The sequence below is a fragment of the Streptomyces aurantiacus genome (genome assembly GCF_001418335.1).
In the GTDB taxonomy this organism is placed as follows: domain Bacteria; phylum Actinomycetota; class Actinomycetes; order Streptomycetales; family Streptomycetaceae; genus Streptomyces; species Streptomyces aurantiacus.
This window is the reverse complement of the sequence record NZ_LIPP01000005.1, coordinates 93,483-116,924: the sequence shown is the minus strand read 5'-3', so window position 1 is coordinate 116,924 and position 23,442 is coordinate 93,483. Positions and strand designations below refer to the sequence as shown.

The following is a 23,442-nucleotide window of genomic DNA, read 5'->3' as shown; positions in this document are numbered from 1 at the left end:
CCCGATACCGATACCGATCCCCGTCCCGTTCCCGCCCACGTCCGCCCACGAACCACTCTTGCCGAAAGGTGCTCGACCTCCCATGCCTGAGCTGGTGTTCTTTTCCGGAACCATGGACTGCGGGAAGAGCACTCTGGCGCTCCAGATCGGACACAACCGCTCGGCCCGCGGGCTGCAGGGTGTGATCTTCACGCGGGACGACCGGGCGGGGGAGGGGAAGCTGTCCTCGCGCCTCGGCCTGGTCACGGAGGCGGTCGAGGCCACCGAGGGCATGGACGTGTACGGGTACCTGGTCGATCAGCTGTCCAAGGGCGGCAGGGTCGACTACGTGATCGTCGACGAGGCGCAGTTCCTCGCGCCGGACCAGATCGACCAGCTGGCGCGGGTCGTCGACGACCTCGAACTCGACGTCTTCGCCTTCGGCATCACCACCGACTTCCGTACCAAGCTCTTCCCCGGCTCGCAGCGGCTGATCGAGCTGGCCGACAGGATCGAGGCCCTCCAGGTGGAGGCCCTGTGCTGGTGCGGAGCCCGGGCGACGCACAACGCGCGGACGGTGGGCGGTGAGATGGTCGTCGAGGGCGCCCAGGTCGTCGTCGGCGACGTCAACCGTCCGGTGGAGGAGACCGGTTACGAGGTCTTGTGCCGCCGTCACCACCTCCGGCGGATGACCAGTGCCGCGTCCCGCGCGAGCGCGCTGTCCCCCGACGTCCTGCCGGTCACGCCGGCTTGACGGCGTGGCTCCTTGCCGTGGCCCCCGTTCCGTCGTCATGAGGGACAGGCGCTCCTGGAATCGCCGCGGTAGGTGCGGTACAGGGGACCGGGGCTCTGCTCGCCCGGCGGGTGCACGACGATGGGTACCGGCTTGCACACGGCCCACTGGTCGTTCTCGCCCGGGCCCTCGAAGCCGTAGGATCCCGCGGCGCCGATCAGGCAGTTGTTGATGCTGCACGAGCCGTCGGCGATGCTCGGCAGGATGAGCGTGTTGTACACGTCGTCCTTGGTGGGGACGGGCAGGGTGTTCGAGGTCTGTCCGTCGTCCTGGTCGAGCTCGGTGACGGTACGGTCCACGGCGTTGGTGAGCAGCGCGAAGGCGTCGTGGTACATGAAGGCGTAACCGTCGTCGAGCGGCTTGTCGCCCAGCTCGTGCTGCGATTCGATCTCCTTGAAGAGGTCGAGGAAGGGGCCGAGTCCCTTACCGGGGTTCTTCTTCCCGTCCCCCCAGGCGGGATCGACGGAGGACGCGTTGACGATCACGGCTTTGGCCTCGGCCAGCCGTCGGGTGAGCGCCTCCGTGGTGAGGGTGGGCTCCAGGCCGATGCCGATCTTCAGGATGCGCACGGGCGTGGTGCGCTCGCAGGAACCCTTTTCGGCCAGTTGTTCGATGAGGGCGGGCAGGTCCTGGTCGCGGCCGGCGAAGAAGACGATGTCGGACTTCTCCTGGCAGATCTTCTGCACGGCGTCGTCGAACCGCTGGGGGACGCCCTGGTCGGTTCCGGACGAGCCGACGAAGTTCGAGCTGTGGTCGGTCAGGTCGTACTCTTCGGCGAAGTGCTTCTCGAAGACGCTGCGCAGATTCTGCGAGTAGACGTCGTCCTTGCGGTTGTCCCAGACCAGGAAGCCCTTCTGTCGCGTCGGCTTGTCGCCCAGGTGGAGCTTGAGGGCGCGGGCGAACTCGTCGTTGTTGGGCGAGGTCTTGAAGAAGTACGGGGAGTTCATCGAGGCCGCGGTGATGACAGGGCCGACGGTGGGGATCTTGCGCGCACTGAGCGCGGTGATCGCTTTACGGGTCTCCGGTGTGCTGCTCGGTATGCCGGACACGCCGACCAGTGGCGCCTCGGTGTCCTCGGCCAGCTGGGCCAACCGCGCGACGACGGGCTCCCAGGCGTCGAGGTTCCGGCCGTCGGGGGCGAGCAGCAACTGGAAGCGCGGTCCGCCGGAACGATTGGCCTGCCGCTGGGCGGCCAGCGTACCGGCGAGCCCACGGCGGATCATGTCCGTCGTCATCGCGCTGTGCTCGTCCGAGGTGAAGGGCATCATCAGCGCGATACGCACGTACGGGATCTTCGGGCCGCTCGGCGGGGACTCCCAGCCCTGCTTCACCCGGGCGTTCTCCTGCGCGACCGCCTTGATGAGACTCGCGATGCCGGGGTCCGCCTCGAAGGCCTTCTCGGTGACGCCCACGCAGTCTCCGTTGATCTCCCGCAGATCGTCACCGCACCTGCCGGGGCCGCGCGCGACGCCGACGACGACGGTGATCGTCACGGCGATCAGCGCACCGAGTCCCACGACGGCCGTCCACTCGACCGGCCCCCACTCGCGAGGATGACGACGGAACAGACGGACCAGCATGCTTCCTCACTGACCGGGGATGGGGAAGGGGCGCTTCTGCCGTGCCGCCACGGGCCAACTGCGGGCGGCCTGGCTCAGGACGGCGTGCCAGGACGGGTGTCGCGGTGAGAGGAACGCCAGTTCTTCACCGACCGCCCTGCACATGTCGGGGTCCGGCTGGGCGTGCGGTTCGGACACGTGCCACTGGGCGTGCAGCAGCCGGTTCACGCAGCGTTCGATCTCGTGCAGATTCGAGTACCGGCGGTCGTGCGCGCCGAGTGCGACCTGTGTACGTTCGTCGGTCCACTCGCCGGTGGGGGGCGTCGGAGCCGTGGCGGCGTACCGCAGACACAACAGCCAGTGCGAGGCGGCCTGTTCGTCCTGCTCCGACTGGAACTCCTCCGTCAGCGTGGCCACCACCGTCTCGGCGTTCCCGGCCGCGAGCATGTGCCGGAGCGCGTCCGCCTCGCCGCTCTCGCCGCGCTGAGCGTGGTGCAACTGTAAAAAACGGTGGATCTCATGCCAGCCGCGGCCGTCGGCGGCCCCCTGGGTGGTGCGGCGCGCCTCGTGCACGAGCAGCGTGCGTAACAGGGGGTCGGTGACCAACGGCCGGTCCGGGTCGGTGTGCTGCTGCCACTGCTGGTCTTCGAGGTAGTCGGTGGCGGAGTTGGCGGGCAGCTGGTCGGGGCCCTGGAGACGCAGATGGTCGGCCAGTGCCTCGGCCGCCGTGCTGTCGCGGGCGAGCGAGAGCATGGTCAGCCGGTCGCGCTGGCGCCGGTCCGGCAGCAGCCGTTCGAGGACTGCCTCGCCGACCGGGCGGCCGTCCCCGGTGCCGAGGCCGAGGAGGTCCCGCGGGCCCACGCTGCGGCCCCGCTCGGTGGCGTCCAGGACCGCCGCGCACAGCACGGTGGTCACCGCGGGATGCCCGCCGGTCAGGGAGTGCACGGCGGAGGCGAGATGAGGGTGGAGCGGCGGCGCGGGCCGGTCCCGTACGAGCAGGGGCAGGATGTCGTCCCGGGCCAGCGGGGTGAGGGGGACCGTGAGCAGGCCGGCGGACGGGGCGAGGCCCTTGCGCTCCCAGCCGGAGGATCGCACCAGTTCCGCGAGGTCGCGGCGGACGGCGTCCGGTGTGCCGTCCGGCGGACCGCCGAGCCGCGTGGCCACGACGACGAGTTCCTCGTGATCGGGGCGTTCGGGCAGCGCCCGGTGTTCGAGGAGCAGTTGGAGGAAGTCCCTGCCCGCCGCGCAGTGCGCGTCGTCCAGCAGGACGAGCGGCCAGGGTTCACGGTTCCACCGCTGCAGCCTGCCGTAGGAGGCGGCGACGTCATGGAGGAAGGCGGCCACCAGACTCTGCTCGGCAGCGTGCCGGTAGTCGCCGCCCTGCCGGAACCACTCACCGAGCACCACCAGCGGATCCCGTTCCCGCACACCCTGCGGAAAACGGCTGCGATACCACTCCTGGGCCGCGGTCGGCCGATACCGGTCGACGTACTCCGCCACCAGGGCGCCGCCGAGCGCCTGCCGGCTCTGCTCCGTATCCGCGTCCGTATCCGTGCCCGCGTCTGTGTCCGCGTCCGTGTCCGTGCCCGTATCCACGTTCGCGTTGACAGCATTGACGGCCTCGACGGCCTCCAGACGCCCCTCGACCGCGGTGGCCCATGTGTGCCGCAGCGCGTTCTCGTCCCCGCCGGCGAGACGGCAGGCGAGCAGCAGCCGGGCGCACCGAAGACACGCCGCGTCCCGCTGCTCGGCGTTGCCGCGGTGCCAGCCGGAGACGGCGAACAGGCCGGGCACCAGGACCGGGAAGTGCCGGCGAAGGCCGGGCCCGAGCCCGCACACCAGCTCCGTCAGGAGTCCGGCGAGTGTCGACGCGACAGGAGCGGTGCCGTCGGCCGAAGCGGATGGGAGGACTTCGGATTCGGCCGGCACGGCCCGCACCCGGGCGAGGGGCAGCCGGCCGGCATAGCGCGACGCCAGTTCGTCGAGTACGGCGGTACGCCCCATGCCGTGATGCCCCGTCACCAGCACCACCGGCAGATCGCCCTGGTGCTCCCGCACCGTACGGGACCTCTCGTCGTAGGCGAGGCCCGTGAGCCGGGGGACGAGCGAACGCAGCAGCGGGTCCCTGCCGTAGAGCGGCGCTCCCTCCGGTACGTGCATCTGGCTGCGTCCCGCTTCCGTCGCCCTGCGCTGCCCAGCGGCAAAAAGCCTCGGAGGCGGGCGGCACCGTCCGCCGAGACACAAGGCGCGGACTCGGACCAATTGCGCCTGGAGGCGTAGAATTTACCGTTCCCGCAAACATCTTGCCAGGTGTTCCCGGGCCTGCGTTACCAGGTGGTTACCACCTGTGCCCGCCGGGCCCTGTCCGGCGAAGACCCACAGGACCCGGCCCATACGCGTGTTCGGGCCGACCGATGGCGCACGGGGCGTCAGGGACGCGGATGGATGTCCAACTCGACGTTCTGGGGCAGCGAATCCGCCCCGCGGACCTCACCGGGGTAGGAGAGCCGCACCCGGCGCAGTCGGAGCAGTCCGGCCAGGGGCGACAGGTCCAGCTCCGCGGCCTGCGACAGGCGGATCTCCTCCAGCCCCGGAAGGCGCCGGACGATCCGCCGCAGCGGCACGGCGGAACCGGCCCCGGCCCGCACATCGAGGTGGGTGACCTGGGGTATCTCGGTGCGCGGGGCGAACAGCAGGATGCTCAACTGTTGCGAGGACAAAGTCAGTTTGCGCAGCTTCGGCAACGTGCCGAGAAGCAGGCCCCACTGGTCCGGTGCCAGTCGCTCGCTCGCGTCGTGCAGGCGCAGGTCCTCCAGCTCGCGGCACACCACGATGCCCGAGAGTTGCGCCGCCGCCGACGGAAGCGACAGTAGGCGCAGTTCGATGGCACGAGGAAGGTCGGACAGGCCGCGCCAGGGGACTTCCGGCCCGATGAGGAGAGCCTCCAGCCGCGGGCACTCCGCCAGTTTCAGCAGGGGCTCGAACCGGGGGAGATCCCGCAGTTCCAGTCGCCGCAGGCGCGGCAGCCGCGTCAGAGGCGCCGGGTCCTTGACGTTGCGGCACCCGCGCAGGACGAGTGTTTCGAGTTCGGGGTAGGCGGAGAGCAGGTCGAGATCCTGCAACTGCAGGGTGTCGCGCAGCCGCAGCTCGCGCAGCCGGCGCGGGTCGAGCGAGGTGCGGATCTCCTCGGGGCCGAAGTCGCCGTGCAGCCCCACGCGCTGGTACCCGGACATGGTGCGCAGAGCGTCGAGTTCGGCGTGCGAACGCACCGTGACGGTTTCGTCGGGGGCGGTTTCGAGGAGTGGCCGCACGATTTCCTCGGCGTACACGGCCGTGTCGAACCGGTCCCAGTGGCCGAGGAGTTGCGTGCGTACCGCGGGCTGGCGCGTGCCCAGGAACTCCCGGAGCCTCGGGATGGCCGCGTCCCCGCCGATCTGGCAGATGGCGTGCACCGTGGCCAGTTCCTCGTCACCCACCAGGTCCTTGGCCGCCGGCAGCAGGCCGAGGAGCAGCGGTCCCGTCTGCGCCAGTGACCTGGCCTCCCGCAGACTGCGCGGCGGGAGCATCCGCGCGGCCCGGTCCTCGATGGCCTCGCGCACCGCGGGTTCGAGGCGGGTGGCCTGTTCGAGGGAGGCGAGCGCGAGGAGCCGCAACCGTGCCTGCACCGCCGGGTCCTGCTCCCGGTCGCCCCGTTCGCGCAGGCGGGTCAGCAGATCGGCGCGCTCCTGGTGGCGGGCCTGCGCGACGGCCATCTGGACCACGTCCTCCCACTGGTCCAGATGCGCGTTGCTCACCAGCATGCCGATGTCACGTTCTTCCAGTACGGCCCTGGCGCCCAGGAAGTCCTGGAAGGTGCGGTGGATGAAGTTCACGGCGCCGGTGGCGGGTTCGCGCAGCAGCCCGGAGCGCTCCAGGAGGTACTGCAGGGCGTCCTCCGCCGTCCCGACCTCCGCGAGGCGGGGCACGGACGGCTGCAACCGCCGCACCACGTCCACCGCGTCCGGCCGGTCCAGCTGCGTCCGCTCGTTGCGGATCAGCCAGTACGCGAGTCGCTGGAGCGGTTCCGTCGCCGACCTCTGGTCCAGTGCCGGGCGGCCGCGGCCGTACACCTCGCGTTCCACGTCGCGCCGTTCCAGGAGCATGGAGAGCGCCGCCTCGTACAGGGCGGCACGGCCCTGCGGCAGGAACCCGCGGCGCTCCCGGTGCAGGGCGCAGATCAGGCCGCACATCAGGGGATTGGTCGCCAGGCGGCTCAACTCGGAACTGCTGCGCAGCGACAGGGTGAGCGACTCGCCGAGTTGCTCCGAGGCGTTCGCCGCCGTGTGCCAGCGCCGCACGAACTGCTTGATGTCGGCGGGCCGCATCGCGGCGAGCGCGAACTCCTGGAAGCCCTCGCGCGCCAGCCAGCCCCGTTCGAGGGCCGACGGACGGGAGGTGAGCAGCCACAGGTTGCCGGGGAAGACGGCGAGCAGCTTCTTCAGCCAGGCCCGCGTGCGGGTCCGGTCGTCCTTCGGGATCTCGTCGGCCCCGTCGATCAGCAGCACGCCGCGCCCGTGCCGCAGCACCCGCGCGGCCCATCCGTCGGGCTCCGTGCCCGCAAGGGGGCAGCCCATCCACCGCAGGAAGTCCTCGGGCAGGGGAAGTTCGGCGCCCTTGCGCGCCAGGGTGCGCAGCGGCAGGACGAAGGGGACCCGTCCGAACAGCTGCGACAGCGCGCCGGGCACCCGCTCCTGCTGCGCCGTGGCCAGGGCCAGCCACTGGACCAGGGTCGTCTTGCCGGTACCCGCGACCCCGCGGAGGAGTACGCGCTCGTGGTCGGCGAGGACCTCCTCGGCCGGGCACGCGGCCCGCTCGACCTCCGCGTCGCGGTCGGTGCCCGGCTCGCCGGCCACCACCGGAACGGGATCGGCTCCGTCGCGGTAGGGCAGGGCGTCCAGGCTCAGGTAGGCGGCTTCCAGGGGCCAGTCGTGGCCGTCCGGTTCGCGCAGGTCGACGCCGTAGATGGTGAGCCTGCCGTGGAACTCGACGACATAGCGCGCGTACTCCTCCTCGAACTGCGCGTCCTGGCTGCTGATGTCCGGCAGTTGCCGCAGGATCCGGTCCAGCTTCTCGCTCTGCTCCCGCATCTCGCGGCTCTGTTCGATCTGGGCGCGGGCAGCGAACCCGGGCCGCCGGCTGAAGAACCGCACGAGATGCACGCAGGCCGTCTCCAGGAGCCGGTCGTGGAAGCGGGCGGCGTCCTCGCTGAGAAGCCTTCGGGTGTCGGGGCCCGCGCTCCTGGACAGTTCCGCGGCGAGCCTCTCGGGGCCGAGCGCGAAGGCGTGGACGTCGTCCATGTCGAGATCGCCGAGCGCGTGCAGGGTGCGGGTCAGCGCCTGCCCCACGGCGTCGTGCTCGTCGGCGCCGATCGGCGGATCGTGCGGTCCGGCGGCCCGCACGGCGCGGCGGACCAATTCGCGGGCCACCTTGTGCAAATCGTCCTCGGTGAGCGTGCGGTGCTCCTTGGCGAAGGAGGTGAAGGACACGAGCCGGCGGATCGGTACGGGGCGGTCGCCGAACTCGGCCCCCGGTGCGCTCGCGGGCGGCAGCAGCAGGCGTTTGAGCACCGGCACGACCACTGCCGACGCGATCCGCAGTCCCACCGTGCCGCCGTCCACAGCGCCTCCCTCACCGGCGCCGACACGCGCCGGTCCCCGACCCACAGACACTCGACCCACAGGCCCTGAGAACAACCCACCCGGCCACCCACCCTAAGGGCTGTCGTGGCCGATCACCGGGTCGGCCGAGCAGGGGCCCACGTGCCCGGACGCCGGCTCAGCGGCTCGTGCGTACCAGCGAGAACGACGCGCCCTCCAGGTCGGCCACCGAGGCGACCCGGCCGTGCGGGCCCTCGTGGGCCGGCTCGACGACGTGGCCGCCGAGGGAGACGACCCGGGCCACGGCCGCGTCCACGTCGACGACCTCGAAGTACGTCATCCAGTGGGCGCCGCGGTCCCGCGGGAGGGCGGCGCCGACGCCGTTGATGGCGGCCACCGGGCGGCCCTCGACGTGGAGGGTGACGTAGTCGGAGCCGGCGGAGACCGAGGGCTTCGCCTCGTGGCCGAAGACCGTCTCGTAGAACCTGGTGACACCCGCGCCGTCCCGCGTGACGAGCTCGTTCCAGACGGGGGTGCCGGGCACCCCGGCGAGGCCCGCACCGAGGTGGGCCGCGGCCTGCCAGACGCCGAACACGGCGCCTGAGGGGTCCGAGGCGATCGCCAGGCGGCCGGCGTCGTCGGCGTCCAGCGGACCGACGCCGACCGTGCCGCCGCAGTGCCGGACCGTCTCAGCCGTCAGGTCCACGTCGTCCGAGGCGAGGTAGGGCGTCCACGCCACGGGCAGTTGGCTGTCCCGTGGCAGTTGGCCGATGCCCGCCACCTCCTGCCCGTCCAGCTGCGCCCGCACGTAGGGACCCAGGTGCTGCGGGCCGGGCTGGAACTTCCAGCCGAACAGTTCCCCGTAGAACTCCTGGGTCGCGGCCGTCCCGTGCACCATCAGACTCACCCAGCAGGGCGTGCCGGGCGCGTACGCAGTGCCGTTCAGGCCGGCCGACCCCCGTGCCTCGGTCATCGTCACCCTCTCCTCGGCGCCTCATGGGGGCCGCTTCGCTTCCGCTTCCGAACCGGGTCCGCCGTCGCCGCCCGTGGGCGTGGCACCCGGTGCCGATGGTCGCACCACCGGTGCCGCACCGCGTCCCGGCCGAAGGGCCCACGGCGGAAGGGTGCCCGCATTCCTGTTGCCCATCCGTTTCCCCGCGATTGCCTGTGCGTGTCCGACGGCCGTACGGTGTGTGCCCGTCCTGCGGTGCGTGTCCGTCGTACAGCGTGTGCCCGTTCCGGTACGCCGGGTGGTCGGGCCGGTCCGGCGGAGCACAGTAGCCGGGCCCGGACGATGTAGCCACCCCGTGCGCGAGGATGGTGGCCATGAACGCCATCATCTCCGCATCCCGACTCGCAGGCGACCTGGCGGGGCCGAACCCCCCGGTCGTGCTGGACATCCGCTGGCAGCTGGGCGGCCCGAACCTGCGCCACGTCTACGCGGAAGCCCACATTCCGGGGGCCGCCTACGTGGACCTGGACACCGAACTCGCCGCTCCCGCCGGTGCGGCGGGCCGGCATCCGCTGCCCGACCCGGAGGTGTTCGGCAGAGCCATGCGCGCGGCCGGAGTCTCCGCGGACCGCGATGTCGTCGTGTACGACGGAGGGCTCGGCTGGGCCGCCGCACGGGCCTGGTGGCTGTTGCGCTGGACGGGTCACCCGTCGGTGCGTGTGCTTGACGGCGGCTTCGCGGCCTGGAGCGGACCGGTCGAGGACGGCCGCCGGGACGTGGCCGCCGGCACCTTCGTACCGGCTCCCGGAGCGGTGCCCCTGCTGGACGCCGACGGCGCCGCCTCGCTGGCCCGCACCGGTCTGCTGCTCGACGCGCGGGCGGCCGAACGCTACCGCGGCGACGTCGAGCCGATCGACCGGGTCGGCGGCCACATCCCCGGCGCGGTGTCGGCGCCGACCACGGGAAATGTGGCCGAATCCGGTTGCTTCCGGCCGGCCGGTGAACTCGCCGACCGCTTCAAGTCCCTGGGTGCCGACGGCACTTCCGAGGTCGGTGTCTACTGCGGGTCGGGTGTCTCCGGCGCGCACGAGGTGCTCGCGCTGGCGGTCGCGGGTATCCCGGCCGCGCTGTACGTGGGCTCCTGGTCGGAGTGGTCCCAGGACGACGGGCGCCCGGTCGCGACCGGCCCCGACCCGCAGTAACCCCACGGACGCGGCGGCCGACCGGGCAGACAAGGACACGCGGGCAGACAAGGACGCGCGGACCGACAAGAACGCGCAAGCCGCTGAGGACGCGCGGGTCGGTGCGCGGGGGCGGACAGGAGCGGGAAGGGCTCGCACCGAGAGGGTGCGAGCCCCATCCACCTTCTAGTCCTGCTTCTTGCGGCGTGTCCCGAAGACGATCTCGTCCCAGCTCGGTACGGCCGCTCTGCGTCCCGGACGGACCCCGTCCGCCTCCGCCTGCCGGTCGGTGGCGCCGACGAGCCGGTCGCGGTGGCTGGCCACCGAGCGCGGCATGAGCACGTCCGCGTAGGCGGAACCGGCCGAGGCCGCGGGAGCCGGCGGCTCCTCCACCTCTGGCTCCTCCTCGGGCGGTTCCTCCGTCGCCGGGTACTCGGCCGCCGAGGTAGTGGAAGCCGCCGAGGCGGCGGGGGCGGTCGAGGGCCGCTCGGGTACGACCATGTCGCCGCGGAAGCTGGGCACCGCCTCCAGGAGGCTGGTCAGCGAGTCCCGCTCGCGCTCGCTGATGCCCTCCTCGATGTCCGGCTCGGGTGGCGACGGGGGCAGGCTCGGCCGCTCGATCTGCCGGTCCAGGGCGCGGTCCAGCGGACGGTCGCGCGGCAGCCGGGCGATGCGCGGCACGAACGGGAAGCTGGGCTCGGCCGCCGCGAGGTCGTCGGACTCGCCGATCAGCGAGCGCGCCTCCTCGTCCACGGCCTGTACGAGCCGCCGGGGCGGGTCGTAGGTCCAGCTCGCCGAGTGCGGTTCGCCCGCCACCCGGTAGACGAGCAGCACCTCCCAGGTGCCGTCGTCACGGCGCCAGGAGTCCCACTGGACGGTCTCCTTGTCGGCGCCGCGCAGCAGGAGGCGCTCCTGCACCGCTTCACCCAGCTGGGGGCCGGTCGTCTCACCGGGGCGGCGGACGGGGGTCTTGCGGGCCCGCTCCGCCATGAAGGCGCGCTCGGCGAGCACGGGTCCCTCGAAGCGGCGCACCCGGTCGACGGGGATGCCGGCGTGCTGGGCGACCTCTTCGGCGGATGCTCCCGCACGTATGCGTGCCTGAATGTCTCGGGGGCGGAGATGGCTCTCCACCTCGATCTCGATCTGGCCGAGGCGGGGACGGTCGCCGCGTACGGCGGCGCGTAGACGCTCGTCAATCGGAAGCGTGTACTCCGTGCTGTCCGCAGCCTTCAGCACCAGCCGTGTGCCGTCGTTGGAGACGGCCACGACACGCAGTTCGGGCATGGGGACCTCCCGGGTGGTGCCTGCCGACGTCACGTGCGTCGCTGCTTCCGCTAGTCGAGTGTGGCCTGCCCGGGTGCAGCCTGCCACAACCTTGCCGAGTTGCCCGGCGTGTCGGGCATGGGCCCCGGCTCGCCGTTATGGCACGGTTACCTATTCGCAACGCTAAGTGACGAACCTCATCACCCTGTGCAACGAGCCCCCTCCCGGCGGTCCTGGAAGGCCCCGGACGCCCTGGCGAGTGTCCGGACCCAGGGCTCGCAACAGTACTCCATTCGGCCCACTTGGGTAGATCGGCACGCGACCGAACTTCTGTCCGCAGGCGGGAGTTGACGGCCCTGGGTGACGCTCCGGTGATCACCGGTGATCATGCCGTGACCCACTCTTCACATGATCACCGGAAACGGACGTCGCACTCCGCCTCGTACGTCCTGTGCTCGGGCAATCGGTCGAGGTGAACGGCTGGTCGAGGTGGACGGCTGGTCAGGGTGAACGGCTACTCGCCCAGCACCCGCCGCAAGTGGTCGTTGCCGAAACGCCGCTCCGGGTCGAGCCGGTCCCGCAGCGCGGTGAACTCGCCGAAGCGCGGATAGGCGCCGGCGAAGTACGCCGCGTCGCGTGTGTGCACCTTGCCCCAGTGGGGCCGCCCCTCGTGCGCGGTGAAGATCCGCTCGGCGGCACTGAAGTACGCCTGATAGGGCGACCCCCGGAACATGTGGACCGCGATGTACGCGCTGTCCCGGCCGGACGCGGTGGAGAGGGCGATGTCGTCCGCCGGGGCCGTACGCACCTCGACGGGGAAGCTGATGCGCAGTGGTGAACGGTCGACCATGGCCTTCAGTTCGCGCAGGGTCTCGACGAGGGCGGCACGCGGAACGGCGTATTCCATCTCCGTGAAGCGCACCCGGCGAGGAGAAGTGAAGACCTTGTAGGGAATGTCGGTGTAGGTGCGCGCGGACAGGGCGCGGCTGGAGATCCGGGCGATCGAGGGGATCGTGGCGGGGACGGCCCTGCCCACGTGATTGGCCGCTCGGAAGACGCCGTTGGACAGGAACTCGTCTTCGTAGAGGCCGCGGACGGTGCCCACCGGCTGCTCCGGGCCCGCGCTGCGGTTGTTGCGCTTGGTGTTGCAGTTGCCGGTGTGGGGGAACCAGTAGAACTCGAAGTGCTCGTTCTCCGCGCACAGTTCGTCGAACGCGTTCGTCACCTTGTCGAAGCTCATCGGCTCCTCACGGGCGGTGAGGAGGAAAAGGGGCTCCACGGAGAAGGTGATCGCGGTGATGACGCCGAGGGCGCCGAGACCGATCCGGGCCGCGGCGAAGACCTCGGGGTTCTCCTTCGCGGAGCAGGTGAGGACCGAGCCGTCGGCGGTCACCAGTTCGAGGGCCGTGATCTGGGCGGCGATCGAGGCGGAGTCGCGGCCGGTGCCGTGCGTGCCGGTGCTGGTCGCGCCGGACACCGTCTGCTCCATGATGTCGCCCATGTTCGTGAGCGAAAGACCCTCCCGGGCCAGGGCCAGGTTGAGACGCTTGATCGGTGTGCCGGCCTCCACCGTGACGGTGGAGGCCTCGCGGTCGAGCTTGCGTATCCCGGTCAACAGTTGAGGGCGGATCAACACACCGTCGGTCGCCGCGACCGCGGTGAAGGAGTGGCCCGTACCGACGGCCTTGACCCTGAGCCCGTCCTCGGCGGCCCGGCGCACAGCGGCGGAGAGTTCCTCGACGGAGGCCGGAGCGACCTCCCGGGCCGGGCGGGCGGTGACGTTCCCGGCCCAGTTACGCCAGGTGCCGTTCTTCCTGCTCGCTGCCTTGTTCATGGGCCCCTTCCCGCTGCGGAACCGGCCTGCTGAGCCGGCGATACCCGAGGAATCCCACCGCGACCGCGACGGCCCCGGCCGCGACCGGCACCCCGTACCCGGCCCGCGCCCCGGCCGTGTCGATCACCCAGCCGGACACGGAGGAGCCGAGCGCGACGCCGACCGCGAGCCCGGTACTCACCCACGTCATGCCCTCGGTCAGTTTCGCGCGGGGTACGTGCAGTTCGACGAGGGCCATCGTCGTGATCATCGTCGGTGCGATGGACAGGCCCGCAACGAACAGCGCCACGGCCAGGAACGGCAAGTTTCCGACCAGTAGGAGGGGGATCATACTCACGGCCATGGCGCAGATGCCCAGGGCCCACCTGCGGGCGGGCGCCCCCGCGAAGCTCAGCAGCCCGAAGACGGCCCCCGCCGCGCAGGAGCCCGCCGCGTACACGGCCAGGACGAGGCTCGCGGCTCCCTTGTGGCCCTCCTCGTCGGCGAAGGCCACGGTGACCACGTCGACCGCGCCGAAGATCGCGCCGGTCGCCACGAAGGTGGCAACCAGGACCTGGAGGCCGGCCGAGCGCAGTGCCGAGCCTCCCGTGTGGTGCCCGCGCGGATGCGGCGGCGGCTCGGTGGCGCGCTGGGACGTCAGCCAGAAGACGCCGGCCGCGAGGAAGCAGGCCGCGAGCGACGGTCCGGCCTCCGGGAACCACACGGTCGACAGGCCGATGGAGATGATCGGCCCGAAGACGAAGCAGATCTCGTCGACGACCGACTCGAAGGCGTACGCGGTGTGGAGCTCGGGCCTGCCCCGGTAGACGAGCGCCCAGCGGGCCCTGGTCATCGCGCCGACGCTCGGTACGCAGCCGATGCCGGCCGAGCAGAGGAACAGCAGCCAGTCCGGCCCGTCGAGGCGCGTGGTCAGCAGGAGGCCGGTGGACGCGGTGAGCGCGCAGAGCGTGGCGGGCCGCAGCACCCTGCGCTGCCCGTGCCGGTCCACCAGCCGGGATATCTGGGGTCCGAGCGCCGCCGCGGACAGCGCCATCGTCGCCGAGAGCGCGCCCGCGAGCCCGTACCGGCCGGTGACCTGCGAGATCATCGTGACCACGCCGATGCCCATCATCGACAGCGGCATCCGGCCGAGGAGGCCCGCGACGGTGAAGCCCCTGGCGCCTGGCACGGCGAACAGGGCGCGGTAGGGGCTGGGCACGGGAGTCTCCGGTGAGGGTGCGACGAGAGGTCGGTAAGGCGTGTATCCGACCGATGCAGCTTACGGGTCGGGTGACCGTAACGCATCCACGGATATGTCCGGTCAGGCCGCCCATCTGCCGCCCATCTGCCGTCCACCTGCCGTCCGGCCCCCCGCCGCCGCCCCGGTGTCGGAGGCGGATGGCAGGATCGAGGCATGCGAGACGCGCTCGATGCCACCCCCTACGACGCCCTGCTCCTGCTCTCGTTCGGCGGCCCCGAGGGTCCCGACGAGGTGGTCCCGTTCCTGGAGAACGTGACCCGTGGCCGGGGCATCCCCAAGGAACGCCTCAAGGAGGTGGGGCAGCACTACTTCCTGTTCGGCGGGGTCAGTCCGATCAACGACCAGAACCGCGCTCTGCTGGACGCGCTGCGCAAGGACTTCGCGGAGCACGGCCCGGACCTGCCGGTGTACTGGGGAAACCGGAACTGGGGCCCGTATCTGACGGACACCCTGCGCGAGATGGTCGCCGACGGCCGCCGCCGCGTCCTCACCCTCGCCACCAGCGCGTACGCCTCGTACTCGGGCTGCCGGCAGTACCGCGAGGACCTGGCCGGAGCGCTGGCGACCCTGGAGGGGGAGGGCCTGGAGCTGCCGCGGATCGACAAGCTCCGGCACTACTTCAACCACCCGGGGTTCATCGAGCCGATGACCGAGGGCGTCCTGAAGTCCCTCGCCGAGCTCCCCGAGGACGTCCGGGCGGGCGCGCACATCTCCTTCACGACGCACTCGATCCCGGACGCCGCGGCGGACACCTCAGGACCCGTCGAGGCGCACGGCGACGGCGGGGCGTACGTGAAGCAGCATCTGGACGTCGCCCGGATCGTCGCCGACGCGGTGCGCGAGCGGACCGGGACCGACCACCCCTGGCGGCTCGTCTACCAGTCGCGTTCGGGGGCCCCACACATCCCGTGGCTGGAGCCGGACATCTGCGACCACCTGGAAGAGCTGCACGGGGCGGGCGTCCCGGCCGTCGTCATGGCGCCGATCGGGTTCGTCTCGGACCACATGGAAGTCCTGTACGACCTCGACACGGAGGCCACGGCGAAGGCCGCCGAGCTGGGACTGCCGGTGCGCCGCTCGGCCACGGTGGGGGCCGACCCGCGGTTCACCGCCGCGATCCGCGACCTCGTCCTGGAGCGGGCCGCCACCGAGAGGGGCGCGGACGTCTCCCCCTGTGCCCTCGGCACCCTGGGCCCGAGCCACGACCTCTGCCCCGTGGGCTGCTGCCCTGCCCGCACACCTCGGCCCGCCGCCGCGGGCGCCGACAGCCCGTACGCATGAGGAGCACCGTGACCGCCACAGCGAACGACGAGCTGAAGGCCGAGCTGCTGGAGATCGCGCTCGACGCGGCCCATCGAGCGGGAGCCTTCCTGCGCGACGGCCGCCCCGACGACCTGGGCGTGGCAGCGACCAAGTCCAGCGCGGTCGACGTCGTCACCGAGATGGACATCGCCTCCGAGAAGCTGATCACCGGCCTGCTGGCCGACGTCAGGCCCGACGACGGCGTGCTCGGCGAGGAGGGCGCCGACATCAAGGGCAGCAGCGGCGTCCAGTGGGTGATCGACCCGATCGACGGGACGGTCAACTACCTGTACGGACTGCCCAGCTGGGCCGTGTCCATCGCGGTCCGCAAGGACGGCGAGACCCTTGTCGGTGTCGTCCACGCCCCGATGCGCGGGGAGACCTACCGGGCCGTCCTGGGCGAGGGCGCGTATGTCAACGACCGCCCCGCGCGCGTGCGGCCCGCTCCCGACTTCGGTCTCGCCCTCGTCGGCACCGGCTTCGGCTATCTCGCGGACCGCAGGACCCGGCAGGCCGAGGTGGTCGGGCAGCTGATCTCCCAGGTCCGGGACATCCGCCGCGGTGGCTCCGCCGCGATCGACCTGTGCGACGTGGCGACGGGCCGCCTGGACGCGTACTACGAGCGCGGTCTTAACCCCTGGGACTACGCCGCCGGTGACCTGATCGCCCGGGAGGCGGGCGCGCTGACCGGCGGACGCCCCGGAGAGCCCCTCTCGACCGAGCTGACGGTCGCGGCCCCGCCCGGCCTCTTCGAACCCCTCCAGTCCCGCCTCGACGAACTCGGCGCCTGGCACGACTGACGGCGCGGGAAGATCCAGCCCGGGGCCNNGGCCCCGGGCTGGATCTTCCCCCGGGGCCCCGCTCTCGGTCACGAGCCTGGTCAGACGTGTGACGCGCCGACCTGCACACCGTGCTCCGCGGCCAGGCGGTGCAGGTCGTCCAGTTCTGCCTGCTCGACCTCCGCGAGGAAGTCGTCGCCGGTCTCGCGAGCCATCGTCAGGTCGGACTCGGTCGTCCTTATGCGCTGCAGAAGTCCTGCGGTGAAAGCGTCCATGCTGCGCCCCCTCGTCGTGGGTCGTGGGTCGGGTGGCACGGGGGTGTGCCGTTTCGGAAGGGGCGATCACGTCTCCGGGGGTGCCCGGCGCTGCCCAGCCGGGCGGCGTCAGTGCCGGACACCCACGCCCGCCCTGCGGAAGCGGACCATGACGTGCCGCATGGTCGTGCGGCACAAGCAGAGCGTGATCGCGGGGTGTAAAGCCGTCCTCCCCCCGGTCCCTTCGACGGAAACCTCAACCACGCGAGAAAATCTGGCATTCCCGGGCCCAGGAACTCGTCTTACAGCCGACTTATGGCCGAAAAGGGCAGGATGGAGTCTCACTCTCCCTGCTCGCGGCTGCGCCCGAGCTGGAGGACCCCGTCGGACCCGCCCGCGTGCGCCGAGAAGCAGCTACGCGGGTGGACACAGGAAGGACAAGCGACGTGCGCGTACTCGTCGTCGAGGACGAGCAACTGCTCGCCGATGCGGTGGCCACCGGACTGCGCCGGGAGGCCATGGCCGTCGACGTCGTGTACGACGGCGCGGCGGCTCTGGAGCGTATCGGCGTCAACGACTACGACGTGGTCGTCCTCGACCGTGACCTCCCGCTCGTGCACGGCGACGACGTCTGCCGCAAGATCGTCGAGCTCGGCATGCCCACCCGCGTGCTGATGCTTACGGCCTCCGGAGACGTCAGCGACCGCGTCGAGGGCCTGGAGATCGGCGCCGACGACTACCTCCCCAAGCCCTTCGCGTTCAGCGAGCTGACGGCACGCGTGCGTGCGCTGGGCCGGCGGACGAGCCTGCCGCTGCCGCCCGTCCTGGAGCGGGCCGGGATCAAGCTCGACCCCAACCGCCGCGAGGTCTTCCGCGACGGCAAGGAGGTCCAGCTCGCGCCCAAGGAGTTCGCCGTCCTGGAGGTGCTGCTGCGCAGCGAGGGCGCCGTCGTCTCCGCCGAGCAGCTCCTGGAGAAGGCCTGGGACGAGAACACCGACCCGTTCACCAACGTCGTACGCGTCACGGTGATGACCCTGCGCCGCAAGCTCGGCGAGCCGCCGGTCATCGTCACCGTGCCGGGCTCCGGCTACCGGATCTGATCCCCGATGACCACGACACCCGCTCCGCCCAAGGCGCCACCGAAACCCACCTGGGACCCCAGAAAACCGGACCCGCCGTTCCCCTGGCTGCGCCCGACCATCCGGATACGTCTCACGCTGCTGTACGGCGGGATGTTCCTGATCGCCGGGATCCTGCTGTTGTCGATCATCTACCTGCTCGCGGCCCAGGCCCTCCACGAGGGCAGCGGTGTCGACTTCCGGGTGACCGGCAGCAATCTGGAACTCACCAGTGGCACGTGTCCACAACTGAGCGGTGCCAGCAGTAACGAAGAGTTGAACGCGATGCTCAAGGAGTGCACCGCCGCCCAGCGGCAGCACGCCCTGGACGGCCTGCTCAGCCGCTCGCTGATGGCTCTGCTCGGCCTGGCCGTGATCGCGTTCGCCTTCGGTTACGCGATGGCAGGCCGGGTCCTCTCGCCGCTGGGCCGCATCACCCGTACCGCGCGCGCGGTGGCGGGCTCGGACCTCTCCCGGCGGATCGAGCTGGACGGTCCCGACGACGAGCTCAAGGAGCTGGCGGACACCTTCGACGACATGCTGGAGCGGCTGCAGCGGGCCTTCACCGGCCAGCAGAGGTTCGTCGGGAACGCCTCGCACGAGCTGCGGACGCCCCTGGCGATCAACCGCACCCTCCTGGAAGTGCACCTGTCGGATCCGGGCGCCCCCGTGGAGCTGCAACAGCTGGGCAAGACCCTGCTCGCCACCAACGAGCGCAGCGAGCAGCTCGTCGAAGGCCTGCTGCTGCTCGCCCGCAGCGACAACCAGATCGTCGAGCGCAAGCCGGTCGACCTCGCCGAGGTCGCCTCGCAGGCCATAGACCAGGTGCGGGGCGAGGCGGAGGCGAAGGGCGTGGAGGTCCGCGGGGAGCGGGCCGCCGCGGTCGTCCAGGGCAACGGTGTCCTCCTGGAGCGGATCGCCCTGAACCTCCTCCAGAACGCCGTGCGGTACAACGTGCCGGACGACGGCTGGGTCGAGGTCGTCACGGGCGTGCGGCACGGCCAGGCGGTCCTCACGGTGGCCAACACCGGGCCCGTGGTCCCCGCGTACGAGATCGACAATCTTTTCGAGCCGTTCCGGCGGCTGCGTACCGAGCGGACGGGCAGCGACAAGGGGGTGGGCCTGGGACTGTCCATCGCCAGGTCGGTGGCCCGTGCCCACGGCGGTCACATCGTCGCGGAGCCGCGCGAGGGAGGTGGCCTGGTGATGCGAGTGGCCCTGCCCATCTGAGAACATGTCGCCGACACGCGGGGATGTTCGCTTTGCGCGGAATTTTCTGGGCGGAAAAAGGACACTCTCGTGTGTGATCGATCACAGGGCGAATTTCCGGCCATCTACCCTCCGTGATCAATAAGACTGTCGGAAAGCCGGGAACATCCGGGTTTTCGGGGGCCGAGATCACGGGAAGTACACGGTGAGACGCCTTTGAAGTGCGGCATTCGGACCGTGTACGGTCCCGTTCGCCATCCAAGCCGATCACTCTTGAGGAGTCCGGTTGGGTGTCGATTGAGTAACAGACCTTGATGTGAGGCAAAATCTCCGCCTCAGGTCGGGCACAAGTCCGGCCTCTCACGCGTTACCTGCGCTGAGACACCGCAGACACCCAGAGGGGGAGAGCGACAATGGCAACGGATTACGACACCCCACGCAAGACCGACGACGACGTCGACTCGGACAGCCTTGAAGAACTCAAGGCTCGCCGGAACGACAAGTCGACTTCAGCGGTCGACGTGGACGAGTTCGAGGCCGCCGAAGGCCTGGAACTGCCCGGAGCGGACCTTTCGAACGAGGAACTGGCCGTCCGGGTCCTGCCGAAGCAGCAGGACGAGTTCACCTGCATGAGCTGCTTCCTGGTCCACCACCGCAGCCAGCTGGCCCGCGAGAAGAACGGCCAGCCGATCTGCCGCGACTGCGACTGAGGCAGGGTCGGCCGTGACAGGCTCGACCCCGCCCTGGAAGCGCCGCTTCCGTGACCGGGGAGCGGCCGGTCCGTCTCAGGACGGCATGCGTGACGACGAGCGGGGCCGCCCGGCCTCGCTCGAAGGAGTGGACGCGACAGGCGCCTCCGGTGCCCTGGCGGTGCCGGTTGCCAAGGCGCCTGTCGCCAAGCGCCGAGCGGCCGCCATCGGCCACGGGGTCAAGGAAGGCGTCCGTAAGGGCGGCAGCCGGGCCAGAGTCGCCCTGGCGTACCTCACCGACCGCGTCATCGAGATCGCCCCGCGGATCCCCGTACGTGACCTCGACGCGCTTCGGAAGCAGTTCCCGGGCCTGGGGCCCGAGCAGCTCGCTGACAAGCTCGTCGCGGGCGCGCGCAACGCGACGTCCACGGTGGGCGCGGGAGTCGGTGCCGCCGCGATGATGCCCGTACCACCGGCGATGCCGGCGGAACTGGCCGCAGAGATCACCGGCGTCGCCGCGATCGAGCTGAAGCTGATCGCCGAGCTGTACGAGGTCTACGGCCTGCGGCCGGCGGGCAGCCTGAAAGACCGCTCCACCACGTATCTGAACTCGTGGTCGGAGGAACGCGGTATCGACGTGACCAAGCCGTCGACGTTCACCTCGGCCCTCGGCGGCCCGATGAAGCGCGAGCTGCGCCAGCAGATCATGAAACGCCTGATCAGGGACCTGCCGAACCTGATGCCGTTCATGGTGGGCGCCGCCGTGGGGGCGGCCATGAACCGCCGTGACACGAGAAAGCTCGCGGACCGCGTCCGCGGAGACCTCCGCAAGGCACAGGTGCCCTGGGACGCCCTCCCGGCGCTGCCGCCCCTGGAGACGCCGCCGGACCCCCTGCCACTGAACCCGGGTGACACCCCCGGAGAGCCGGCACCCTGAGCCCACCGGGCCGACTCGCCCACCGCCCCGACCTGTCGCTACCGAGGACCGGCGTCGCGCAACGGGCAAAGTTCTGTCCCGCGGAAGGAAAAGTTCTCGTACGAGTACGAACGGTTCCGGATGCGGTGGTGACGGAGCGCAGCCGCAGGCGTCTACGCGGCTGTGCGGGCCGCGTCCAGTGCCGCGGCCAGGCGCTCCGGATCGCGCGTCGACAGATAGACGTACGGCGTCGGGTCCGCCGGGTCGGTGATGTCCACGCGCAGCGCTGTGGGGACGTAGGCCCGCAGCAACATGTGGGCGCGCGCGTCCGCCTTGAACGAGCGCCAGGCGCGGGCCTCCTCGGGGTCGAGGACATGGGCCTCGCCCAGGGCGGAGACCGGAATCCGGGCATCGCCCGCGATCAGGGAGCCGCCCACCACACGAATCCGCGCGGAGCCGTACGAACTGGCCACCACCGCCGATACCGCCGTGCCGCCCGCCAGCCCGCCCAGGAGGGCCAGCGTGCCGAACGGCAGCAGGATCAGGGCCATCGAGACGCCCACCAGCAGGCAGACGAGCCACCAGGAACGGGGCGCGGTCAGACGTTCTTCGTACGGCGAGGCGGAGGGCTGCATACCGCCAAGCCTGCCACGGTGCGTGCGGTCCGCCGACGCGGAGGTAGGGTCTGCGCCTGTGAGTGCTACATCTTCGGCCCTGCGGCCCCCGGCCGACGCCGTGGCGCCGGTGCGCCACCCCGACGCGCCCGCCCCGGGCGAGCTGCTCGGCGCGCACTACGACCAGTGTTTCGGCTGCGGCGACGGACAGCCCCACGGGCTGCGTCTCGCGGCCCGGGCGGGCGACGGGGTCAGGATGACCGCCGAGTTCACCGTGCAGCCGGCGCATCAGGGCGCCCCCGGCCTGGCGCACGGCGGAGTCCTCGCCAGTGCCCTCGACGAGACCCTCGGCTCGCTGAACTCGCTGCTGCGCACCATCGCGGTGACCGGCCGACTGGAGACCGACTTCGTACGGCCCGTGCCCGTGGGCACCGTGCTGTACCTGGAGGCCGAGGTCACGGCCGTGGCGGGACGCAAGATCTACTCGTCCGCCACGGGCCGCATCGGGGGCCCCGACGGGACCGTCGCGGTCCGCGCGGACGCCCTCTTCATCAAGGTGGGTGTCGACCACTTCGTCGGCAACGGCCGCCAGGAGGAGATCCGGGCGACCATGAACGACCCCGACCAGGTCCGCCGGGCGCGTGCCTTCGAGGTGAACCCGTGACGCCCGCGCAGGCGCCCGTGGGCGTGCTGATCAAGCGCGTCGATCCGGACGTACCGCTTCCGGAATACGCGCATCCCGGCGACGCCGGCGCGGACCTGCGCACCACGGAGAGCCGGGTGCTGGAACCCGGCGAACGGGCCGTGCTCCCCACCGGAGTGTGCATCGCGCTCCCCGAGGGGTACGCGGCCTTCGTGCACCCGCGTTCCGGTCTTGCCGCCCGCTGCGGCGTCGCTCTCGTGAATGCCCCGGGGACGGTTGATGCCGGGTACCGTGGGGAGATCAAGGTGATCGTGGTGAATCTCGACCCGCGCGAGTCCGTGCGGTTCGAGCGCTTCGACCGGATTGCCCAACTGGTCGTCCAGCAGGTCGAGAAGGTGCGCTTCCAGGAGGTTGCGGAGCTTCCCGACTCGGCGCGGGCCGCAGGGGGCTTCGGGTCCACGGGCGGGCATTCCGCGGTGGGCGGCACAACGGGTGGCAATCGATACGCTTCGGTCGTATCCGACCGGGAAGGACAGTGACGTGTTCGGACGTCGCAAGAAGGGCAGTGCCGCCGAGGACGCGGCGGGCGAGGCCGAGCAGGTCGTCGACGCAGTCGACACTGAGACGGACGAGGCGGAGCGCGAGCGCGTGAGGCTGGCGCCGGAGCCGCGTCCCGACGGGCCCTGGGACAGCACCGAGGTGCGTGATCCGGCCGAGGGCCGGGTCGACCTGGGTGGCCTTTTCGTGCCCGGGGTCGACGGCATGGAGCTCCGGGTGGAGGTCGCGGGTGACGCGATCGTCGCGGCCACGGTGGTGCTGAAGGACAGCGCCGTCCAGCTGCAGGCCTTCGCCGCTCCCAAGCGCGAGGGCATCTGGGGCGAGGTGCGCGAGGAGATCGCCACCGGCATCACCCAGCAGGGCGGTGTCATCGACGAGGTCGAGGGCTCGCTGGGCTGGGAGCTGCGCGCTCAGGTACCGGTGCAGCTGCCGGACGGCACGGGCGGCTTCCAGGTCGTCCGGTTCATCGGTGTGGACGGCCCCCGCTGGTTCCTGCGCGGAGTGATCTCCGGGCAGGGCGCGGTGCAGCCGCAGGCCGCCGGTCTGCTGGAGCAGATCTTCCGGGACACCGTGGTGGTCCGCGGCGAGGGCCCGATGGCGCCGCGCGACCCGATCGTCCTGAAGCTGCCGGACGACGCGCAGATGGTCGCGGAGGGTGTGCAGCAGGAGGAGCAGGCCGGTTCCCGCTTCTCCGGCGGCATGGGGCAGCTGCAGCGCGGCCCGGAGATCACCGAGGTCCGTTAACCGGGCACACGGACACGCAGACCCGCACAGAGCACACGCGACGGGCCGCATTCCCTTCGGGGAGTGCGGCCCGTCGTCGTTTCGGCCGAACGAGTGAAGAAAGCCCCGGGCGCAACCCGGAAGCGGCTACGTTGCGTCACTCTGAGCGTGATCAGGGGAGGGGGGAGTCATCAACTCCC

Annotated in this window: 20 protein-coding genes; 11 read left to right on the top strand and 9 right to left on the bottom strand. The window is 71.2% G+C overall.

Going from position 1 to position 23,442, the window contains the following annotated elements; genetic code table 11:
• Positions 1–82 precede the first annotated feature (82 nt).
• On the top strand, positions 83–733 hold the full coding sequence (locus AOK01_RS01110) for a thymidine kinase (protein WP_055507362.1): 651 nt from the start codon (positions 83–85) through the stop codon (positions 731–733).
• A 35-nt stretch (positions 734–768) separates the two neighbouring features.
• Here the strand turns inward: AOK01_RS01110 and AOK01_RS01105 are convergent, their stop codons facing one another.
• The 4 genes from AOK01_RS01105 to AOK01_RS01090 all read right to left on the bottom strand — a co-directional run bounded on the left by AOK01_RS01105 (position 769) and on the right by AOK01_RS01090 (position 8,940).
• The gene (locus tag AOK01_RS01105; protein ID WP_055507360.1) at positions 769–2,352 is read right to left on the bottom strand and encodes an ABC transporter substrate-binding protein; all 1,584 of its coding nucleotides are present in this window, start codon (positions 2,350–2,352) and stop codon (positions 769–771) included.
• A 6-nt stretch (positions 2,353–2,358) separates the two neighbouring features.
• Positions 2,359–4,491 (bottom strand): hypothetical protein, encoded by a 2,133-nt coding sequence (locus AOK01_RS01100; RefSeq protein WP_055507358.1) that lies wholly within the window; start codon positions 4,489–4,491, stop codon positions 2,359–2,361.
• A gap of 269 nt (positions 4,492–4,760) precedes the next feature.
• Positions 4,761–7,988 (bottom strand): NACHT domain-containing protein, encoded by a 3,228-nt coding sequence (locus AOK01_RS01095; protein ID WP_055507356.1) that lies wholly within the window; start codon positions 7,986–7,988, stop codon positions 4,761–4,763.
• A 157-nt stretch (positions 7,989–8,145) separates the two neighbouring features.
• On the bottom strand, positions 8,146–8,940 hold the full coding sequence (locus AOK01_RS01090) for a VOC family protein (RefSeq protein ID WP_055507354.1): 795 nt from the start codon (positions 8,938–8,940) through the stop codon (positions 8,146–8,148).
• 353 nt (positions 8,941–9,293) lie between these two features.
• Between AOK01_RS01090 and AOK01_RS01085 the strand changes: the two genes are divergently transcribed.
• Positions 9,294–10,121, top strand: a complete 828-nt coding sequence (locus AOK01_RS01085) for a sulfurtransferase (RefSeq protein ID WP_055507352.1) — start codon at positions 9,294–9,296, stop codon at positions 10,119–10,121.
• 165 nt (positions 10,122–10,286) lie between these two features.
• On the opposite strand, the gene sepH is transcribed toward AOK01_RS01085, so the two are convergent.
• The 3 genes from sepH to AOK01_RS01070 form a co-directional block, all read right to left on the bottom strand.
• Positions 10,287–11,384, bottom strand: a complete 1,098-nt coding sequence (gene sepH / locus AOK01_RS01080; protein ID WP_055507377.1) for a septation protein SepH — start codon at positions 11,382–11,384, stop codon at positions 10,287–10,289.
• Positions 11,385–11,877: 493 nt separating this feature from the next.
• Positions 11,878–13,197, bottom strand: coding sequence for a D-arabinono-1,4-lactone oxidase (locus AOK01_RS01075; protein ID WP_055507349.1), 1,320 nt, complete (start codon positions 13,195–13,197; stop codon positions 11,878–11,880).
• Positions 13,157–14,395 (bottom strand): MFS transporter, encoded by a 1,239-nt coding sequence (locus AOK01_RS01070; protein ID WP_055507347.1) that lies wholly within the window; start codon positions 14,393–14,395, stop codon positions 13,157–13,159. The genes AOK01_RS01075 and AOK01_RS01070 overlap by 41 nt, the downstream gene beginning before the upstream one ends.
• Positions 14,396–14,590: 195 nt before the next feature.
• Between AOK01_RS01070 and AOK01_RS01065 the strand changes: the two genes are divergently transcribed.
• The gene (locus AOK01_RS01065) at positions 14,591–15,718 is read left to right on the top strand and encodes a ferrochelatase (RefSeq protein WP_055507345.1); all 1,128 of its coding nucleotides are present in this window, start codon (positions 14,591–14,593) and stop codon (positions 15,716–15,718) included.
• A complete protein-coding gene (locus AOK01_RS01060; RefSeq protein WP_055507343.1) occupies positions 15,715–16,539 on the top strand; it encodes an inositol monophosphatase family protein in 825 nt (274 codons plus the stop codon). The genes AOK01_RS01065 and AOK01_RS01060 overlap by 4 nt, the downstream gene beginning before the upstream one ends.
• 80 nt (positions 16,540–16,619) lie before the next feature.
• On the opposite strand, the gene AOK01_RS43965 is transcribed toward AOK01_RS01060, so the two are convergent.
• Positions 16,620–16,793 (bottom strand): hypothetical protein, encoded by a 174-nt coding sequence (locus tag AOK01_RS43965; RefSeq protein WP_169800091.1) that lies wholly within the window; start codon positions 16,791–16,793, stop codon positions 16,620–16,622.
• Between the two features lie 425 nt (positions 16,794–17,218).
• On the opposite strand from AOK01_RS43965, the gene AOK01_RS01055 reads away from it, so the two are divergent.
• The 4 genes from AOK01_RS01055 (at position 17,219) to AOK01_RS01040 (ending at position 20,725) form a co-directional block, all read left to right on the top strand.
• Positions 17,219–17,872: a response regulator transcription factor gene (locus AOK01_RS01055; protein ID WP_006380516.1), complete on the top strand. Its 654-nt coding sequence runs from the start codon at positions 17,219–17,221 to the stop codon at positions 17,870–17,872.
• A gap of 6 nt (positions 17,873–17,878) precedes the next feature.
• A complete protein-coding gene (locus AOK01_RS01050; RefSeq protein ID WP_055507341.1) occupies positions 17,879–19,120 on the top strand; it encodes a sensor histidine kinase in 1,242 nt (413 codons plus the stop codon).
• A gap of 392 nt (positions 19,121–19,512) precedes the next feature.
• Positions 19,513–19,809, top strand: coding sequence for a DUF4193 domain-containing protein (locus AOK01_RS01045; protein ID WP_005481602.1), 297 nt, complete (start codon positions 19,513–19,515; stop codon positions 19,807–19,809).
• A gap of 13 nt (positions 19,810–19,822) precedes the next feature.
• Positions 19,823–20,725 carry a hypothetical protein gene (locus AOK01_RS01040; protein ID WP_107099695.1) on the top strand — a complete coding sequence of 301 codons (903 nt, stop codon included), beginning with the start codon at positions 19,823–19,825 and terminating at the stop codon, positions 20,723–20,725.
• Between the two features lie 152 nt (positions 20,726–20,877).
• Here the strand turns inward: AOK01_RS01040 and AOK01_RS01035 are convergent, their stop codons facing one another.
• Positions 20,878–21,339 carry a DUF3093 domain-containing protein gene (locus tag AOK01_RS01035; RefSeq protein ID WP_055507339.1) on the bottom strand — a complete coding sequence of 154 codons (462 nt, stop codon included), beginning with the start codon at positions 21,337–21,339 and terminating at the stop codon, positions 20,878–20,880.
• A 58-nt stretch (positions 21,340–21,397) separates the two neighbouring features.
• On the opposite strand from AOK01_RS01035, the gene AOK01_RS01030 reads away from it, so the two are divergent.
• The 3 genes from AOK01_RS01030 to AOK01_RS01020 are packed head-to-tail and all read left to right on the top strand — an operon-like array spanning position 21,398 to position 23,263.
• Entirely contained in the window at positions 21,398–21,982 is a 585-nt protein-coding gene (locus tag AOK01_RS01030) for a PaaI family thioesterase (RefSeq protein ID WP_055507336.1), read from the top strand.
• Positions 21,979–22,500 (top strand): dUTP diphosphatase, encoded by a 522-nt coding sequence (gene dut, locus AOK01_RS01025; protein ID WP_055507334.1) that lies wholly within the window; start codon positions 21,979–21,981, stop codon positions 22,498–22,500. Before AOK01_RS01030 ends, dut begins: the two co-directional genes overlap by 4 nt.
• A gap of 1 nt (position 22,501) precedes the next feature.
• Positions 22,502–23,263 carry a DUF3710 domain-containing protein gene (locus AOK01_RS01020; protein ID WP_055507332.1) on the top strand — a complete coding sequence of 254 codons (762 nt, stop codon included), beginning with the start codon at positions 22,502–22,504 and terminating at the stop codon, positions 23,261–23,263.
• The last annotated feature ends 179 nt before the right edge of the window (positions 23,264–23,442 follow it).

Excerpts from the sequence above, each read along its gene's own strand:
- AOK01_RS01110 (WP_055507362.1), top strand. The coding sequence starts at position 83 with ATGCCTGAGCTGGTGTTCTTTTCCGGAACCATGGACTGCGGGAAGAGC.
- AOK01_RS01105 (WP_055507360.1), bottom strand. The coding sequence starts at position 2,352 with ATGCTGGTCCGTCTGTTCCGTCGTCATCCTCGCGAGTGGGGGCCGGTC.
- AOK01_RS01100 (WP_055507358.1), bottom strand. The coding sequence starts at position 4,491 with ATGCACGTACCGGAGGGAGCGCCGCTCTACGGCAGGGACCCGCTGCTG.
- AOK01_RS01090 (WP_055507354.1), bottom strand. The coding sequence starts at position 8,940 with ATGACCGAGGCACGGGGGTCGGCCGGCCTGAACGGCACTGCGTACGCG.
- AOK01_RS01085 (WP_055507352.1), top strand. The coding sequence starts at position 9,294 with ATGAACGCCATCATCTCCGCATCCCGACTCGCAGGCGACCTGGCGGGG.
- sepH (WP_055507377.1), bottom strand. The coding sequence starts at position 11,384 with ATGCCCGAACTGCGTGTCGTGGCCGTCTCCAACGACGGCACACGGCTG.
- AOK01_RS01075 (WP_055507349.1), bottom strand. The coding sequence starts at position 13,197 with ATGAACAAGGCAGCGAGCAGGAAGAACGGCACCTGGCGTAACTGGGCC.
- AOK01_RS01065 (WP_055507345.1), top strand. The coding sequence starts at position 14,591 with ATGCGAGACGCGCTCGATGCCACCCCCTACGACGCCCTGCTCCTGCTC.
- AOK01_RS01060 (WP_055507343.1), top strand. The coding sequence starts at position 15,715 with ATGAGGAGCACCGTGACCGCCACAGCGAACGACGAGCTGAAGGCCGAG.
- AOK01_RS43965 (WP_169800091.1), bottom strand. The coding sequence starts at position 16,793 with ATGGACGCTTTCACCGCAGGACTTCTGCAGCGCATAAGGACGACCGAG.
- AOK01_RS01050 (WP_055507341.1), top strand. The coding sequence starts at position 17,879 with ATGACCACGACACCCGCTCCGCCCAAGGCGCCACCGAAACCCACCTGG.
- AOK01_RS01045 (WP_005481602.1), top strand. The coding sequence starts at position 19,513 with ATGGCAACGGATTACGACACCCCACGCAAGACCGACGACGACGTCGAC.
- AOK01_RS01035 (WP_055507339.1), bottom strand. The coding sequence starts at position 21,339 with ATGCAGCCCTCCGCCTCGCCGTACGAAGAACGTCTGACCGCGCCCCGT.